10 protein-coding genes and 19 tRNA genes are annotated in these 14593 nt (G+C 59.5%); 28 read left to right on the top strand and 1 reads right to left on the bottom strand.

The features are described 5' to 3' along the window. Positions 1–107: 107 nt before the first annotated feature. The 28 genes from ACQY7R_RS15950 (at position 108) to ACQY7R_RS15815 (ending at position 13085) form a co-directional block, all read left to right on the top strand. Positions 108–180: transfer RNA gene (locus ACQY7R_RS15950), tRNA-Lys, on the top strand. Between the two features lie 188 nt (positions 181–368). Further along, positions 369–440 (top strand) — tRNA-Lys (locus ACQY7R_RS15945). A gap of 38 nt (positions 441–478) precedes the next feature. Beyond that, positions 479–549, top strand: a tRNA-Gly gene (locus tag ACQY7R_RS15940). Positions 550–560: 11 nt separating this feature from the next. Further along, a tRNA-Pro gene (locus ACQY7R_RS15935) sits at positions 561–634 on the top strand. A gap of 5 nt (positions 635–639) precedes the next feature. Continuing rightward, positions 640–715, top strand: a tRNA-Asn gene (locus ACQY7R_RS15930). A gap of 34 nt (positions 716–749) precedes the next feature. After that, a tRNA-Gln gene (locus ACQY7R_RS15925) sits at positions 750–820 on the top strand. A 17-nt stretch (positions 821–837) separates the two neighbouring features. Further along, positions 838–918 (top strand) — tRNA-Ser (locus ACQY7R_RS15920). A 6-nt stretch (positions 919–924) separates the two neighbouring features. Then, positions 925–997: transfer RNA gene (locus ACQY7R_RS15915), tRNA-Val, on the top strand. Between the two features lie 444 nt (positions 998–1441). Beyond that, positions 1442–1512 (top strand) — tRNA-Glu (locus ACQY7R_RS15910). Positions 1513–1517: 5 nt separating this feature from the next. Continuing rightward, positions 1518–1599, top strand: a tRNA-Leu gene (locus tag ACQY7R_RS15905). 213 nt (positions 1600–1812) lie between these two features. Continuing rightward, positions 1813–1886, top strand: a tRNA-Leu gene (locus ACQY7R_RS15900). 24 nt (positions 1887–1910) lie between these two features. Then, positions 1911–1981, top strand: a tRNA-Ala gene (locus tag ACQY7R_RS15895). 22 nt (positions 1982–2003) lie between these two features. Next, positions 2004–2093 (top strand) — tRNA-Ser (locus ACQY7R_RS15890). 2 nt (positions 2094–2095) lie between these two features. After that, positions 2096–2169 (top strand) — tRNA-His (locus ACQY7R_RS15885). A gap of 136 nt (positions 2170–2305) precedes the next feature. After that, complete coding sequence (locus tag ACQY7R_RS15880; RefSeq protein WP_428306563.1) at positions 2306–2896, top strand: HNH endonuclease; 591 nt, start codon at positions 2306–2308, stop codon at positions 2894–2896. Between the two features lie 186 nt (positions 2897–3082). Continuing rightward, positions 3083–3152, top strand: a tRNA-Trp gene (locus ACQY7R_RS15875). Positions 3153–3165: 13 nt separating this feature from the next. Then, positions 3166–3237: transfer RNA gene (locus ACQY7R_RS15870), tRNA-Thr, on the top strand. Between the two features lie 146 nt (positions 3238–3383). Continuing rightward, the gene (locus ACQY7R_RS15865; protein ID WP_428306562.1) at positions 3384–3647 is read left to right on the top strand and encodes a hypothetical protein; all 264 of its coding nucleotides are present in this window, start codon (positions 3384–3386) and stop codon (positions 3645–3647) included. A 179-nt stretch (positions 3648–3826) separates the two neighbouring features. Continuing rightward, positions 3827–3899: transfer RNA gene (locus ACQY7R_RS15860), tRNA-Arg, on the top strand. Positions 3900–3938: 39 nt separating this feature from the next. Continuing rightward, positions 3939–4742, top strand: a complete 804-nt coding sequence (locus tag ACQY7R_RS15855) for a hypothetical protein (protein WP_428306561.1) — start codon at positions 3939–3941, stop codon at positions 4740–4742. A 44-nt stretch (positions 4743–4786) separates the two neighbouring features. Further along, positions 4787–4858, top strand: a tRNA-Cys gene (locus tag ACQY7R_RS15850). 132 nt (positions 4859–4990) lie between these two features. Further along, positions 4991–5055: transfer RNA gene (locus ACQY7R_RS15845), tRNA-OTHER, on the top strand. Between the two features lie 557 nt (positions 5056–5612). Continuing rightward, positions 5613–6713, top strand: a complete 1101-nt coding sequence (locus tag ACQY7R_RS15840) for a slipin family protein (RefSeq protein WP_428306560.1) — start codon at positions 5613–5615, stop codon at positions 6711–6713. Between the two features lie 734 nt (positions 6714–7447). Then, on the top strand, positions 7448–8431 hold the full coding sequence (locus tag ACQY7R_RS15835; protein WP_428306559.1) for a DUF1559 domain-containing protein: 984 nt from the start codon (positions 7448–7450) through the stop codon (positions 8429–8431). Positions 8432–8436: 5 nt separating this feature from the next. Next, complete coding sequence (locus ACQY7R_RS15830) at positions 8437–8589, top strand: hypothetical protein (RefSeq protein ID WP_428306558.1); 153 nt, start codon at positions 8437–8439, stop codon at positions 8587–8589. 71 nt (positions 8590–8660) lie between these two features. Beyond that, positions 8661–9257 (top strand): RNA polymerase sigma factor, encoded by a 597-nt coding sequence (locus ACQY7R_RS15825; RefSeq protein WP_428306557.1) that lies wholly within the window; start codon positions 8661–8663, stop codon positions 9255–9257. Beyond that, positions 9238–11493, top strand: coding sequence for a protein kinase domain-containing protein (locus ACQY7R_RS15820; protein ID WP_428306556.1), 2256 nt, complete (start codon positions 9238–9240; stop codon positions 11491–11493). Before ACQY7R_RS15825 ends, ACQY7R_RS15820 begins: the two co-directional genes overlap by 20 nt. Positions 11494–11753: 260 nt before the next feature. Further along, positions 11754–13085, top strand: coding sequence for a dockerin type I domain-containing protein (locus ACQY7R_RS15815; protein ID WP_428306555.1), 1332 nt, complete (start codon positions 11754–11756; stop codon positions 13083–13085). Positions 13086–13133: 48 nt separating this feature from the next. Here the strand turns inward: ACQY7R_RS15815 and ACQY7R_RS15810 are convergent, their stop codons facing one another. Continuing rightward, complete coding sequence (locus ACQY7R_RS15810; RefSeq protein ID WP_428306554.1) at positions 13134–14585, bottom strand: DUF1501 domain-containing protein; 1452 nt, start codon at positions 14583–14585, stop codon at positions 13134–13136. Positions 14586–14593: the final 8 nt, after the last annotated feature.

Below are 14593 nucleotides of genomic sequence, written 5' to 3'. Positions count from 1 at the left end.
ACGCGTCTGATAAGCGCGTGGCGCTGCGTTCGATTCGCAGGGCTACCACTCCAGAAAGGAACGTCGCATGAGTCAAGAAAATAAACATGACATCGCGAGCCACAAACGGCTTCGTGGTGTCAACAGCAGCATACTCGACTTTTAATCGAGGCGGTGCGAGTGCAACTCTCGCCGAAGCCACTTGGTCGTTGGATCTGTAGGAAGCGAAGAAGGAGAACCACAACGGCACGAAGGACACGACGGAATTCAGATGACGTGAATGAGCGACGACGACGTTGGCAGCTCAAACCCGCTCTGTAGCGTCAATTAATTCGGTCTTTCGTCGTGTCCTTCGTGCCGTCGTGGTGGATGAATTGCAGCGTTAATTTGGGGATGAAGCTGAAAGGCAAAGCACCCGGCTCTTAACCGGGACGTTGCGGGTTCGACTCCCGCCAGCCCCACTCAAGTTCTTTGACAATTTACTTTTGCCAAACAAACGGCGTCCATGATGTAGCGGCAGCCTACTGCCTTGCCATGGCGGAAGTGCGGGTTCGACTCCCGCTGGACGCTTCTGAGTTTGACTGTGCGTAGGGAAGATGGTCATCCCGCGACGCTTGGGACGTCGAGATCGCTGGTTCGAATCCAGCCGCGCAGACTCATTGCGGAGGGGCAACTGTTGGTAGTTGCGCGTGCCTGTTAAGCACGTCCCCCGCTGGTTCGATCCCAGCCTCCGCAGCTTGTGCCGTCGTCGCCGGCGGCACGAATTTGTTGCGGCGTAGTGTAAAGGTTTGCACAACTCGCTTTGAACGAGTTAGCGTCCGTTCGATTCGGGCCGCCGCTGCTTGATCAATAGGCGAAGGAGACTGTCCGGTTGGCCGAGGACGCTGTCTTGAAAACAGTTGCCCGCAAGGGTCGGGGGTTCGATTCCCTCAGTCTCCGCTCGATGGTCCCGTGGCTCAGCGGCAAGAGCAGCTGCCTTACAAGCAGACAATCGGTGGTTCGAGTCCACCCGGGACTACTGAACAAAGGATGAAGGACGAAGGCGGAAGGTTGAATGAAATGCATTCTTATCGTCCACCGTCGTTACGCCTTCGTGATCCAGCCTGGAGTGGACGGTCGTCGCGGCGACAGAGCGTGGGTTCAAATCCCATCGAGGGCGCTCGCGGTAGAGTGTCGCGTAAGAAAATTGGCGATCAATATATTGATTTCGGCCGCGACAATCGAAAAAGTGTTTATGTATATGCGTTTTGTTTTTCGCAGGACTGTCCGCGAATACGCCGAGATTACCTCGCGCCCAGTAGGTGATGTCGGTGGAGACGGTAATCTCGGTGGAGACGCAAATCGCCGAGCGAATTCGAGACGTGTTCCCCGCGGCTGGCTGTAAACCAGTTGTCACGAAACAAGCGGGGTGGCGACGAATGGTTCAATTCCTTCACGTCTCACTCGTAGAGAAAGGTTTAATGCCCCGTTGGTCTATCGGTAGGACGCCAGGTTCTCAGTCTGGAACGGCCGGTTCGATTCCGGCACGGGGTGCTTATGGCCGAGTGGTGGAATTGGCAGACACGCGACGCTCAGAACGTCGTGCCGTAAGGCATGGGAGTTCGACTCTCCCCTTGGTCACGTGATCGCATCGAAAGTAGTCGTCGCGATTCTAGCCCCGGGCTCCGCCCGGGGGTCGCGCCGCGTTCCTTACGGCGACGTCTACCGAAATGGAGACCCACCCCCGGGCGGAGCCCGGGGCTAGAGCAAAACACGTTAGCGAGTGGCAGGCATCCCGGCTGGGTCTCATAAGCCCGGTTCCGCTTGGTTCGAATCCAGGACTCGCTACTCCACAGTCGGGTACGCAAATTGGCAAAGCGGCCAGGTCGAGAGCCTGGCGTCTGCGGGTTCGCCTCCCGCTCCGACTACTTAACGAGGATCACTGAATCGATGGGACGCTGGTCCAACGGGACGACGCCTGGTTTGCACCCAGGAAATCGGGGTTCGATTCCCCGGCGCTCCACTGCACACGACGACAACTAAACGGAAGGTAGCCGAATAAGGCTGGTCGGGCCGGTTTGCTAAACCGTGCGACCGCGCGAGCGGTCGTGTGGGTTCGAATCCCACGCCTTCCGCTGTGACCGATCCCGAAGTGGTCGAGGGGCCTGGCTGTGAACCAGGTATCAGGCGGTTCGAGTCCGCTCGGTCACCCTGCCTCGCGAGTGTGATGGACGGCACAACGATCTTCTAAATCGTAAGACGATGTTCGATTCATCGGCGAGGCGCTCGCAAATTACCTAACCACATACTTACTCACCCATCACTTACCAACGCCATCAAAAATGTCATGAACACCTTGCAGCGACCAGTCCTGGTACTCAACCGCAACTGGCAACCAGTCCACGTGGCGACCGTCGCGCGGGCGCTCGTGCTGTTGTGGAAGGAAGCGGCCCGCGTGGTCGACGCGGCCGACTACCAGACGTTCACGTGGGACGATTGGTCGCAGCTTCGCCCGCGCGACGACGAGCGCTGCATGAACGGCGTCAACGTCCGGTTCCGCGTGCCGGAGGTGATCACACTGAACGATTTCGATCGTCTGCCGCGGCGGACGGTGGCGTTCAGCCGACGCAACATTTACAAGCGAGACCACTTTCAGTGTCAGTATTGCGGCGTCACGCCGGGAAGCGAAGAGTTGACGATCGATCACGTCATCCCACGCGCTCACGGCGGCGTCTCGAGCTGGACGAACTGCGTTCTCGCTTGCGTCGACTGCAACAGCCGCAAGGCCGACCGCACGCCGCAGCAAGCGCGAATGAACCTGAAGCGAGTTCCCGTGTCTCCTGAGTGGCGGCCGGCGTATGGCGATCATCGAGTCCGATTGGAGAGTTGGTCGAAGTTCGTCAGCGAGGCGTACTGGAACGTGCCGCTGAAGAGTTAGTTGGCAGTTTTTTTGTGGGAGGGGTCTCCGACACCGATGACGGTTCCTTGATCGACGCCGGTTTCAATCGCAACGCGAAATCGGCGTCGGAGACGCCTCCCACAGATAGTTGGCATGACGTTAACGAGAGGTAATCGTGTCCCCCGTCGGTGCGTTCGGCGCGCCGGCCGCATCGACGGGGTTTTCAGGTCTGTGCTCCTGGGAGAGCAGTCAGCCTCCAAAACTGACGGACCGGGTTCAAATCCTGGCGGACCTGCTGAAAGAAACATTCCGGCGTGGCAGAGCGGCGATGCAGCTGTTTTGTAAACAGCCCCACGGGGGTTCAAATCCCTCCGCCGGATTTTTACAGATGCCGATTTCAATCTAACGCAGAAAGGAGCGCACTATGCCGAGCTACATTCGCTTCGAAACGCATCGTCGGTGCGCTCGTTTCAGGCGGCGACTTGGCGTCTTTCGCACTGCGGGCGAAATTCGCGGAACGACCGATATGCCCGAGGTTACGGCTGACTGGTTGCACGACGCACTGACCTGGTTCAACCGTCACCTGACTGTCCCTAGCTACGAGTGCGTCGATCATCGTGGAGTGTTTTGGTTTCGCAGTGAAGCTGGCGACGTCATCTCGCGCATGTGGGAACTCGTGGCGATTCTGCACGACGAGGGAATTGGCGTCGACATTAGACGCACGGATCGGCCCGGTCAGATTGTCCACCGAGACGAGCAGCAAGTCGCCGCGATTCCGGGCAAGCGGTAACAAACAACGCCCAGTGAGTGTGCCGGAGTCGCACGCGACGCTTTGAACGTCGAAGAAGGGGTTCGATTCCTCTACTGGGTTTTAGCCCCTGGCTCTGCCAGGGGCAGCACGACGCGGGGCCTTGCCGACCGGCATGGTGGCCGACCCCCTGGCAGAGCCAGGGGCTGAAGAAAAATTCCGTCCTCGGGGTGTGCCGGAGTCGCACGCAACCCTGCGAAGGTTGAAGACCAGGTTCAATTCCTGGCGAGGGCACTGGTGAGTTTTCCGTTTCCTAGTTTTTGGAGTAGTTCCATGAACGCGCATCCGATTGAACGGCACTTCGCCCGGATCGGCGCGCGCGCTAGACTGAGCGCGGGCGCCCATCGGCGCCTGCGGACCAATGGCGTTTCGATCGACATTGGTCGCGACGGCGACGGTGAATTTTTCGACGTCGCTTTGGCAAGTCCCACGCCCGCCGAATTGATTGTGCTCGACGTTCAGCCTGCCAGCCGCCATCTGCTGTTGATGGCGACCGACGGCACGGGCAAGCACAAGTTTCTGTGCGGTCGCGACGAGCGGCATTGGTTCGTCGCTGCTGTGCCGGAGACGCGGTCGGCTTCGACGGTTGAAACGGCGATGGAGGCGCTCAAGCCCGACGTCGTCCGTTCCGAGCAAACGCGCCGCAGCGTCAAGCCGCGGCTCCGCAATCGTCGTCGCAACGAGGCGTTCGTCCGCCAAGGCGAGTGGTTCTTCGTGCCGCTGCCGTTGGGAACCAAGGTGAACGAATCGGTCATCCTGCGAAACGAACGTCTGCAGCGCGGCGCCGGCAAGCCGCACATCGTCGACGAACTCGTTCGCGACGGCGGCCAGGCGGTGTACGTCAGCAAAGCGTATCCCAACGGGCTTACCCCGCGGGAATATATGAAGTTGATCAGCCGTCGCCCCGAGTTGCGTTCGATCGGCTGGGTGATCCAGCGACGCAACCCTCGCGCGTTCGTTCGCGGGAAGGTTCGTCACCCCGATCACAAGACGATCAAGCTCGACGATTGGCGACTGGTGGTGATGAACACCGAGACCGAATCTGCGGCCATGCAGCACGTGGCCTTCATCGATTAGCGCGTTGGGCCGTCGGCGACGGCGGCCCAACGTTTCAATTGATCGACGCTGAAGCCCAACGGCGAGGCGGCTGCTTGCAACGCAGCTCGGAGCGGGTTCGACTCCCGCCGGCGTCTCTTATAAGTGATTTGCATGTTTATTCAAGCAAGGTCCGACGCGTCGAAACCAGCGGCGCGCTCCGCTCCACTAAACCGGTTAGCGCAGCGCGTTCCGAACATGGGATCGACATGGCGCGTCGTCCGCCACCGGTTAGCTCAGTAGGCAGAGCACCAGATTTTAATCTGGCAGTCGCGGGTTCGACTCCCGTACCGCACCGCGAGTGTGAAAAACTCGCTCCAAGAGCAGGGCGTGCAAGCGTCTCGTCCCACCAAACCCCGAGGGCAGCGAACGAATAGATTGATCGGCCGCGCATCGCCGTACTCGCTTCGGCGAGACGTCGAGCGCGGCAGCGCCCGCCGACGCTCTGTAGTGCGTGGATTCCGCGCTCGCGTCTGCAGCGTTTGACGCAAGTGAGAAGTTGACCGCCGCTGCGAAGCATTTGCTTCGCAGCAAAGTCGACCGATGCTCGCCGACGACGCTGTAGTCGCGATTGCTCAAACGACGCTCCGCGTGCGGAGGCGTGATTAATCGTTCGCTTCGTTGCCTGAGGGATTTTTCGAGAATCATGCGAACCACTTAACAGTGCGACGCATCCAATATTTCCTGTAGTCAAATTCTAGCCCCGGGCTCCGCCCGAGGGTCGGCTTGCAGCACGTTAGATTCAGCGTCAAACGTAACGCCACCCCCGGGCGGAGCCCGGGGCTAGGAAGAGTTCACTAATTGAAACGACATTCGCCGCATAGTCACAACACGAAAGGAGGTGCGGCCATCATGTTCAAACGAGTACACATCCACAGCGACGAAGTCGGCCTATACTTCCGCGACGGCGAGTTCCAAGGCCTGCTCGATGCGGGCCGTCGTTGGATCTTCAATCCGCTGTGCAAAGTGCGGATCGACGTCGCGTCGCAGCGGCTGCCTTGGCTCCGCCACGACAAGCTCGACGTGATCGTGAAGAGCGGCGCTCTGACGGGCCGTGCGCAAGTGGTTGACCTGAAGGACCACGAGCGGGCGCTCGTCTGGATCGACGGTCGCTTCAGCCACATCTTGCCGCCGGGCCTGTACGCGTACTGGACCGGCTTCAAGGAAGTGCGCATCGAAGTGATCGACGCGCGGAAGGTTCGCTTCCAGCACGACGACTTCAACGTGATTGTTCGCAGCCAGCAAGCGTCGCAAGTGCTTGACGTGTGCACGGTAGATCGCCACAAGGTTGGCGTTGCGTTTCAGGACGGCGAGTTCATCGAAACCTTGCCGCCAGGCCAGTACGCTTGGTGGCGCGGGATGGGCGACGCCCGGGTGACCGACGTTGACCTCCGCGAGCAGACCCTCGACGTCGCTGGTCAGGAAATTATGACCGCCGACAAAGTGACGCTCCGCATGAATGCGGTGGTTACTTACCGAGTGGTTGACGCACGGCAGTCGATCATGGTGGCCGACGGCGCGACGCAGTCGCTCTACCGCGAGGCGCAACTCGCACTGCGGGGGATTGTGGCGACGCGCGATCTCGATTCGTTCTTGACCGAGAAGGATGCGGTCACCGGCGAGTTCGAGGAAGCGGTCAGCCGTCGTGCGGGCGAGTTGGGACTGCAGATCGTCTCGGTGGGCGTGCGCGACGTCATCCTGCCGGGCGACATGAAGGACCTGATGAACAAGGTGACCGAGGCCAAGAAAGCGGCCGAGGCCAACTTGATCGTCCGTCGCGAGGAAACCGCCGCGATGCGCAGCCAGGCGAACACTGCTCGGCTGCTTGCCGACAACCCGACGTTGATGCGGCTCCGGGAATTGGAAGTCCTGGAGCGAGTCGCCGCGAGCGGTAAGCTCAACGTGGTGCTTGGCGAGAAGGGCCTCGCGGATCGCGTGGTCAATTTGTTGTAGCTAGCTGACGACCGGAGGCCGGGGATGACTCGGCCTCCGGATTTTCTGTGCGCTAGACCATTCTGCCGCTGCTCCCGCTAGCACAGATCTCAAGGCTATTGCCGAGGTTTTGGGGCCCTCTCTAGCGGGATTTGAGGCTCGAATTCTGGGAACCCGAGGCAGTTGCAGAATTTTCTGCGAAATGATGAGCAGTTCTGATCGGCCTTCGCAACTAACTGAAATGAGGGACCACTCTGCTTCCTTCTGGAGTAGCTCTCTGTCCGCCGTTTGTTGCGCTGCCCCGCAGCAAACAGCCACAGGAAGCCGCGTCGGCCCACTCACCTTCGCAACGTCGGGTGGGTCGGCGCGGTGGACTGTTTTTCGCAGAGAGCGACTGGAGGCGTGAAAAGCGGGGTTAATTGAGCTGGATCGCGGCGGTGGCAGTGCTGCTCGCCGACGACAAAATGCAGCCGCCGGCCTTCGAAGCGTAGGCGGCGCGCTCGTCAATCTGACGCATTCACATGCAGCCGTTCGCGGCTTGCGCAGTGCTCTGCACCTCTCCGTTTCTCGCGTCATTTCTCTGAGCCACCTATGCAAACCGGCTAAATGGCGGATTTGCCCCGTCGGTTGGTCTACTTGGCGGCATTTAACTTGTTGTCTTGCAACGGGTTGCGGCTGTCGTTGCGTCGCGCGGGCGAACGTGAAAGACTAGTGGAGGTCTCTTCACGCCACACGCCCCAACGGACTGATACGCCGTGCGCCGAAGGTCTGCATTTACGCTGGTCGAGCTCCTAGTGGTGATTGCCATCCTAGGAGTTCTCATCGCGTTGCTACTGCCGGCAGTTCAAGCGGCTCGCGAGGCAAGCCGACGGACGTCTTGCCGAAATAATCTCAAGCAGTTGGGACTCGGGCTGCTGACGTATCACGATTCCCAAACAGCTTTTCCTTGCGGCGGATGGGGCTTTTATTGGACTGGGATGCCGGAGCGTGGATTTGGTCCACGGCAACCTGGAAGCTGGGGGTATAGCCTGCTGCCCTACATTGAGCAGCGCCCGCTCTGGGAGTTGGGGCGTAACAGCAACATTGCTGAAGCGAACGCTCGGCTTGTTCAACCGATGCCGCTGTTTAGTTGTCCCACGAGGCGTCACGCCGAAATCATTCCGATCTCGGACAAGTATCCGTACTTGAAGACGCTTAAGCCGTTTGGCTCTCCCCCAGGATTGGCGCATAGCGACTATGCAATCAATAGCGGGGCGACGCTGATCGTGGCCAATCCAGGTCCTGCGACGCTGGCGGCTGAATACTCACACGACTGGCCGCAACCTGAAGGAACTTCCGCCGACCCGGCAACGCAGTTCACTGGCATCTCGTACTTCCGCACGGGTACGCCGCTCGACCGTATTATCGACGGCGCTTCGCAAACGTACTTAGTCGGCGAGAAGTACATGCATTCCGAGCACTATCTGACTGGCGAATCCAATGCCGACAACGACTCACTTTTCACGGGCTTCTGTTCGGACAACCATCGGCACACGAGACTCGATCTAACGCTCGCCGCGGACGATTCGCTGCCTGCTTCCAGCCTTTTGGCCCAGAGTCGATTTGGCAGCGCCCACGCGGCCGGGGCGAATATGGTTTACTGCGATGGCTCGGTGCAAGCAGTGAGTTACGACGTTGATCCGTTAATTCACTACCGCGCCGGGCATTGCTGGGATCAAGGAGCGGATCCGCCGCAGTGAGTTACATGTCGTTTAGATTCGCATTTGCGGAGAAGTCGCCGATTTTGACGAAGTGCATCAAGATTGATTGGGAAGAACATCAGCGGCCGGCAACATCGGCGACGAAGTTGCGAAAAGAAGGTAACGCATTCACGCGCGTCCACTTGGTTGAGTTGTAATTCGAGAAGATCTGCCGCGATTGGCGGTCTCGCTCCAGAGTGCAGAAATGGCAAGTGACGCAGATCCATCGATGACGGCAGATTCCTTTGAGGGATTGATGCGGCAAGCGTCGTGCGGGTCGGAAGAGGCCGTGTGGCTGCTGCTAGACCGATATTCGAAGAATATCCTGCGCGTCGTGCGCCGGCATTTGCCCTCCGAGCTGCGCTCGAAGGTCGACTCCACCGACATCGTGCAATCGGTTTGGAAGTCGCTGATCCGCAAAGGGGCGAAATTCGACGAGGCCGCAACGCCGGAGAAACTCGTCGCCTACTTAGCCGGGATGGCGAAATTCAAAGTGTACGAAACCCACCGCCACTACACGACGACGAAGGCGTTCGACTTGGGCCGCGAGCAGTCGCTCTCGCGACCGGGCGACGGCGACGCTGCCGCGATCAACAGTCGCCCGGATGCCGATCTACATGACACGCGCGCTCAGGAGCCGCTGGAAATCATCAGCACGCGCGAGAATTGGCAACGAGCGATCAATAATTCAGGCGATCGCGGGCGCCAAATCGTCGAGCTTCGATTGCAAGGCTTAACGTACGAAGAGGTGGCTGAGCGATTAAATATTAGCGTGAGTACGGTTCGGCGCGCCCTCGATTCGCTCCTTGAATCGCTTTCAAGCTAGCATCGTCAAACTGCAAGAAGTCTTTGAATCAGTTAGCGCCAAGCGGCGGCAGAAGGCTATGGAGACGAACGCACCTTACGATTCGGTTCGCGCCGAGGCCGACGCGCTCCGCGTCGTCGCCGAATTGCAGACGCTGCTCGAATCGGACAAAGATCATTCATTCCTCGTGGAACGCGCGATTGAACGTTTCTCCAATATTAGCGCCGTCGATCACGCGCCGTCGATCGAAGATTACTCGCGGTGGTTGACCCCATTGGGCGAGTCGTTGCGTAGCTCGATTTGCCGTCAGTTGGAAGTCGAAGGGTACTTCAATCGCCAGTCGTGGTTCCACTCAATTAGCGAAGTCGCCGACTGGCCCGAGGCAGGCGACCGCGTCGGGGCGTTCCTGCTAGTGGAGCAAGTAGGGAAGGGAGCCCACTCCCGCGTGTTTCTGTGCCGTCAGGCAGGCGTCGGCGATCGGCAGGTGGTCGTCAAATTCACTCGTAATAGCCTGTTGGAAGCCGACCTGCTCGGCCGGCTGCGGCATCCGAATATCGTGCCGATTTATTCGGCGTCGTCAGACCCCCAGACGAAATTGGCGCACATCTGCATGCCGTTCGTGGGGCGGAGTACGTTGTGTGAATTTATCGAGGCGGGCGCTCAAAAAGATGCGCGTGCCGGCGACCTCCTCTCGTCCGTCGCCAATGCGTCTCGCCGGCCCACGGACTCCGTTGAAGTTACAGACGTTCCGCCCGCTCGGCCGCGTTTTTACGATAAGCACGATTGCGTGGCATGGGTGGGCTGGCGGTTGGCATTGGCATTGGCACACGCGCACGATCAGGGGGTCGTCCACGGCGACGTGAAGCCTTCAAACGTCTTACTGGCATGGAATGGAACGCCGCTGCTCATGGATTTCAACTTGAGCGGCAGTTTGTCTCACTCCGTAGAGGCGAAAGGCGGAACGCTCCCTTACATGCCGCCAGAACAGTTGCAGGCGGTTGCCCTAGAGTTTAGCGATGCCGCTTACGACCAACGTTCCGACCTCTTCTCGCTCGGCGTTCTACTGTACGAAGCGCTGAGCGGACGGTTGCCGTTTCCATTGTCGACGGCGCCGGGCGATCGGCGAAGTTTGGCGACTGAGCTCTTGAAGGCGCAGCGAGAAGGATTCACGCCGTTGCTTTCACTGGATTCCACAATTCCCCCAAGTTTGGCTGCTGCAGTGGAACGTTGCATCGCGTTCGATCCGCTGGAGCGACACCAGTCGGCCGGAACGCTTGCTGACGTCCTAGGCGCCGCGTTCACGGCGAGAGGCAGGCTTCAGCGCGCCGCCAGACATCACCGTCGTCCGTTGATCGCCTGCTCGTTTGCCCTCACGGCTTTGATTGCAGGATCCGGCGTGGTTTACGCGTCCCGTCCGCCGGAGGAAGTCCGCCTGTTCAACGCAGGGATTTCGATGATGCGGGAGGGCCGTTGGGCAGACGCGAGAATTTCGTTGGACCGCAGCCTTTTGCTTCAAGCCGACGCCCCAGAGGTACAGTTTGCACTTGGCTTGGCTTCGTTACGAGCAGGCGATACGTCGCGAGCGCAGGAGTGCTTCTTCAGGGCCAATCGCCAGCAGCCTTCTGCCGCCGCAGCGGCTTACATCGCGTACTGCGATTGCAAACGTCACAACTTCTCGGGCGGTATTCCCGCAGGGGAGAAGGCGATTGAATTAGCGCCCGAGTGTCCCGAGGTGATGAACAATATTGCTTTGGCTTATGAGCTCGGAGATGGCCGGCTCGGTCCATTGGAGAAACTGCTTACTGCTCGAAAGTATTTGTTGCGTGCGAGCGTTGCGCTGCCTAACTCTCCGTCGGTTCGTTACAACTGGCTTTTACTGCAATTGGATCTTGCCGATCAGACCGGGACGAGCATTACTCATGCAGACGCCGAGGCTGCGATTCGACTGGCTGAAGAGTTTCCAATCGACGGAAAGCTACAGGTTGACGCGGCTCGCATCCTGAGCTTGCGAGCCCCTCTTGAGCCAGCCATGCAAATTCAGGCAATCCAATGTCTGGAACGAGCCGCTAAGCAGGGGTATCGAGTTTCGCCAACACTGCCGACATGGCGGCCACTGCATTCATCCGTAGCGTTTGTGGAGTTAGCGACTCAGTCGCAAGCAACCAAGTCGCAAAAGACTAAGTCGACGAAGCCTTACAAGCGGCCCTTGGAACGAGTCATCGAACCGGCATCGTTGCTGCCGGTCAGTCTGCGGTAGCATTGGCGCTTGCAGGCGTAGCGATGCTGGCAGCGCGCATGATTTTTGCAGCTTCTTCCTACCACTCAGGTTGGCGTTGCAGATAACCGTAGTCTGCACGTCGCGAGAAGTGCAATCTTAAAGTTGAGCAATGTTGCTCTTGCGCGTTCGGATTGAATGAACAGATGCGCTGCTGAGTCGCAACTATCTATTTAGACCGGCGTCGCATCTAGCGCGCCTTCTTACCGCTTGCCGCCGAATCTCGGCGTGGAGTTTTTGTCATGAGAAGTTGGCTGCGGAGTACGCGCGCGCGCACAGTGTCGCCGCGACTGCGATTTGAATCATTGGAGCAACGGTTAGCGCTTACTGGCGCTCCGACGGTAAGCGGTTTTCAGGTTAGCAGCACTGCCTGGGATGCAGGATTTGTCGGCTATTTGCATAGCCAAGGATTGGGCGACGGCGGATGTCGCGTCCCGGTCGGTTCGTCGGGGCAGATGGCGTCGTTGCCGTGGACTAACATTGACAAACTGATCTTCAAATTCAGCGAGGATGTACAAGTTCTCTCAGGCCATCTGTCGTTGACCGGCGTTGGAGTTGCGCATGTCGACGTTGCAGAATTTGAATACGACCCGCAGAGTTTCACCGCGACGTGGACGCTCAGCACCGCATTGCCGAAGAACGGCTACCGAGTGGAGCTAGACGGCGACGGGATCTTGCCGATTCGCGACATTTTTAACAATGCACTCGATGGCGAGTGGACGACGTCGAGCAGCGTCTATCCGTCCGGGAACGGCGTGAACGGCGGGGATTTCGCCTTCGAGTTTCGCGTTCTACCAGGCGACGCGGACCAGAATGGCGTCGTCAATTCGCTGGATCACTCAGCAGCGACGGCGCTTAGCGGTTTCACGACCGCTTCCAGCGGCTACGCGCCGCTGGCGGACGTCGACGGCAGTGGAAGCATCTCCTCGACCGACGCGGATCTAATTAGCGCTCGTTTAAACCAAAGTCATGTGATTGGATCGCCGGTGGGCGCATCCGACGACGCGCCCTCGTCAAAGGGCTGGCGGTCGACGACGGTCAACAAGAACGCTGTTGACGCAGTCTTCGATCTTTGGGACGACTTCGCTGATGCCGAGACCGCCGACAGCGCCATCACATACCAGATCACGTCGACTTCAAATGCATCGATCTGGTCGAACCAGTCGATCAACGCCGTGACGGGTAAGCTTCATATGGTCCCCGCTCTGAATGCCACGGGATTGAGCGCAATCACTGTCACGGCGACCGATTCTTCAGGGCAGACTGCATACATGAAGTACATTGTCGACCTGGGGGGCGTGAATCAGGATCCAACAGTCTATTTCGATTCGGAATTAAGCGTTGTCAATGGCAGGCTAACTGTCAGCGGGTGGGTGGCGGATGACGGCGAGGTCGAGGGGCTGTACGTCTGTTTTTCCGGCGTGATTGTGTGCCAGGCATACGTTAAGGCAGGCGGAACGTTCAGGTTCGTTATCGACCTCCCCGAAGAAGACCCCGACTGTTGGGCGACCGCCGTCGTCTTCGACCCCTTCGGAGCTCAGAGCCTCGAGTACGAGGGATGGGTCGGAGCGTAGTGACGCCTTCGAGGCTTTCTACCGACCGCACTTCGCCGTGCACATGAGTTACGCAATCAACTCCGGCACCACTCGCGCCGGCAAGACGCCGGTCAGCTTCTGATCGAGCCCCTGGTGCTTCACGGTGAAGCGTTCGTGATCGAAGCCGAGTTGGTGTAGGATCGTCGCGTGGAGGTCGCGGACCGGCAGCGGATTCTTCACGATGTTGTAGGAGAAGTCGTCGGTCTCGCCGTAGACGGTTCCGGCGTTCACGCCGCCGCCCGCCATCCACATGGTGAAGCAGCGGGGATGATGGTCGCGGCCGTAGTTTTGGTCGGAGAGTCCGCCTTGCGAGTAAATGGTGCGGCCGAATTCGCCACCCCAAATGATCAGCGTCTCGTCGAGTAGCCCGCGTTGCTTCAGGTCCTGGATTAGGCCGTAGCAAGGTTGATCGACGTCGCGGCATTGGTCCGGCAGCCGGCCGGCGACGTTCGCATGCGTGTCCCAGTTGTTGTGGTAGATCTGCACGAAGCGGACGCCGCGCTCGACCATACGGCGGGCGAGCAGGGCGGTGTTCGCGAACGTGCCGGGCGTCTTTGCCGCTTCGCCGTAGAGCGCGAACGTCGACTCCGATTCGGTCTTCAGATCGGTCATCTCGGGAACGCTCGACTGCATCCGGAAGGCGAGCTCATACTGCTGGATGCGCGTGTGCGTCTGCGGATCGCCGAGCTGGCGGTAGTTCATTTCGTTGAGCGTCTTCAACCCGTCGAGCGTCGTACGGCGGACGTCGCGATTCACTCCCGGCGGATCGTTGATGTAGAGAATTGGATCGCCGGCGGTGCGGAAGCTAACACCGGCATGTTCGCCGGGCAGAAAGCCGCTCGACCAGAGCCGGGCCGAGATCGCCTGCACTTGTTCGGTGTTTGTGGGGCGCGCGACCATTACGACGAACGTCGGCAAGTCGTCGTTCAGCGAACCAAGACCGTACGACGCCCAGGAGCCGAGGCAGGGACGGCCGGTCACCTGGTTGCCGGTTTGGATGAACGTGATCGCCGGTTCGTGGTTGATCGCATCGGTCTGCATGCTGCGCATGAACAGCACGTCGTCAGTTTGCTTCTTCATCCACGGCATCAGCTCGCCGACCCACGCGCCAGATTGGCCGCAGCGTTCGAACTTGTATCGCGACGGGGCGATCGGAAACCGCGTTTGCCCGCTCGTCATCGTCGTCAGCCGTTGGCCCATGCGGACCGACTCGGGCAGGTCCTTGTCGAACCAGTCCTTCATCACCGGCTTGTAGTCGTAGAGATCCATCTGCGGCGGTCCGCCGACCATGTGCAGGTAGATGACATGCTTCGCCTTCGCAGGCAGATGGAGGCCATGACCTGGCGCGGGCGCTGCCGCCGTCGAACCAAACGCCTTCCCCGCGAGCGAGGCTAGCGCGGCGCCGCCGAGCAAGTGCGAACCTTGCGACAGGAAGTAACGGCGGCTAATGTTCGTCCGCAGTTCGTTCAGGAAACTCATGAGAAAAG

The organism is Lacipirellula sp. (genome assembly GCF_965279485.1).
Lineage (GTDB): Bacteria > Planctomycetota > Planctomycetia > Pirellulales > Lacipirellulaceae > Lacipirellula.
Note: the sequence above shows the minus strand (reverse complement) of the source record. Positions and strands in the feature narration are given on the sequence as shown.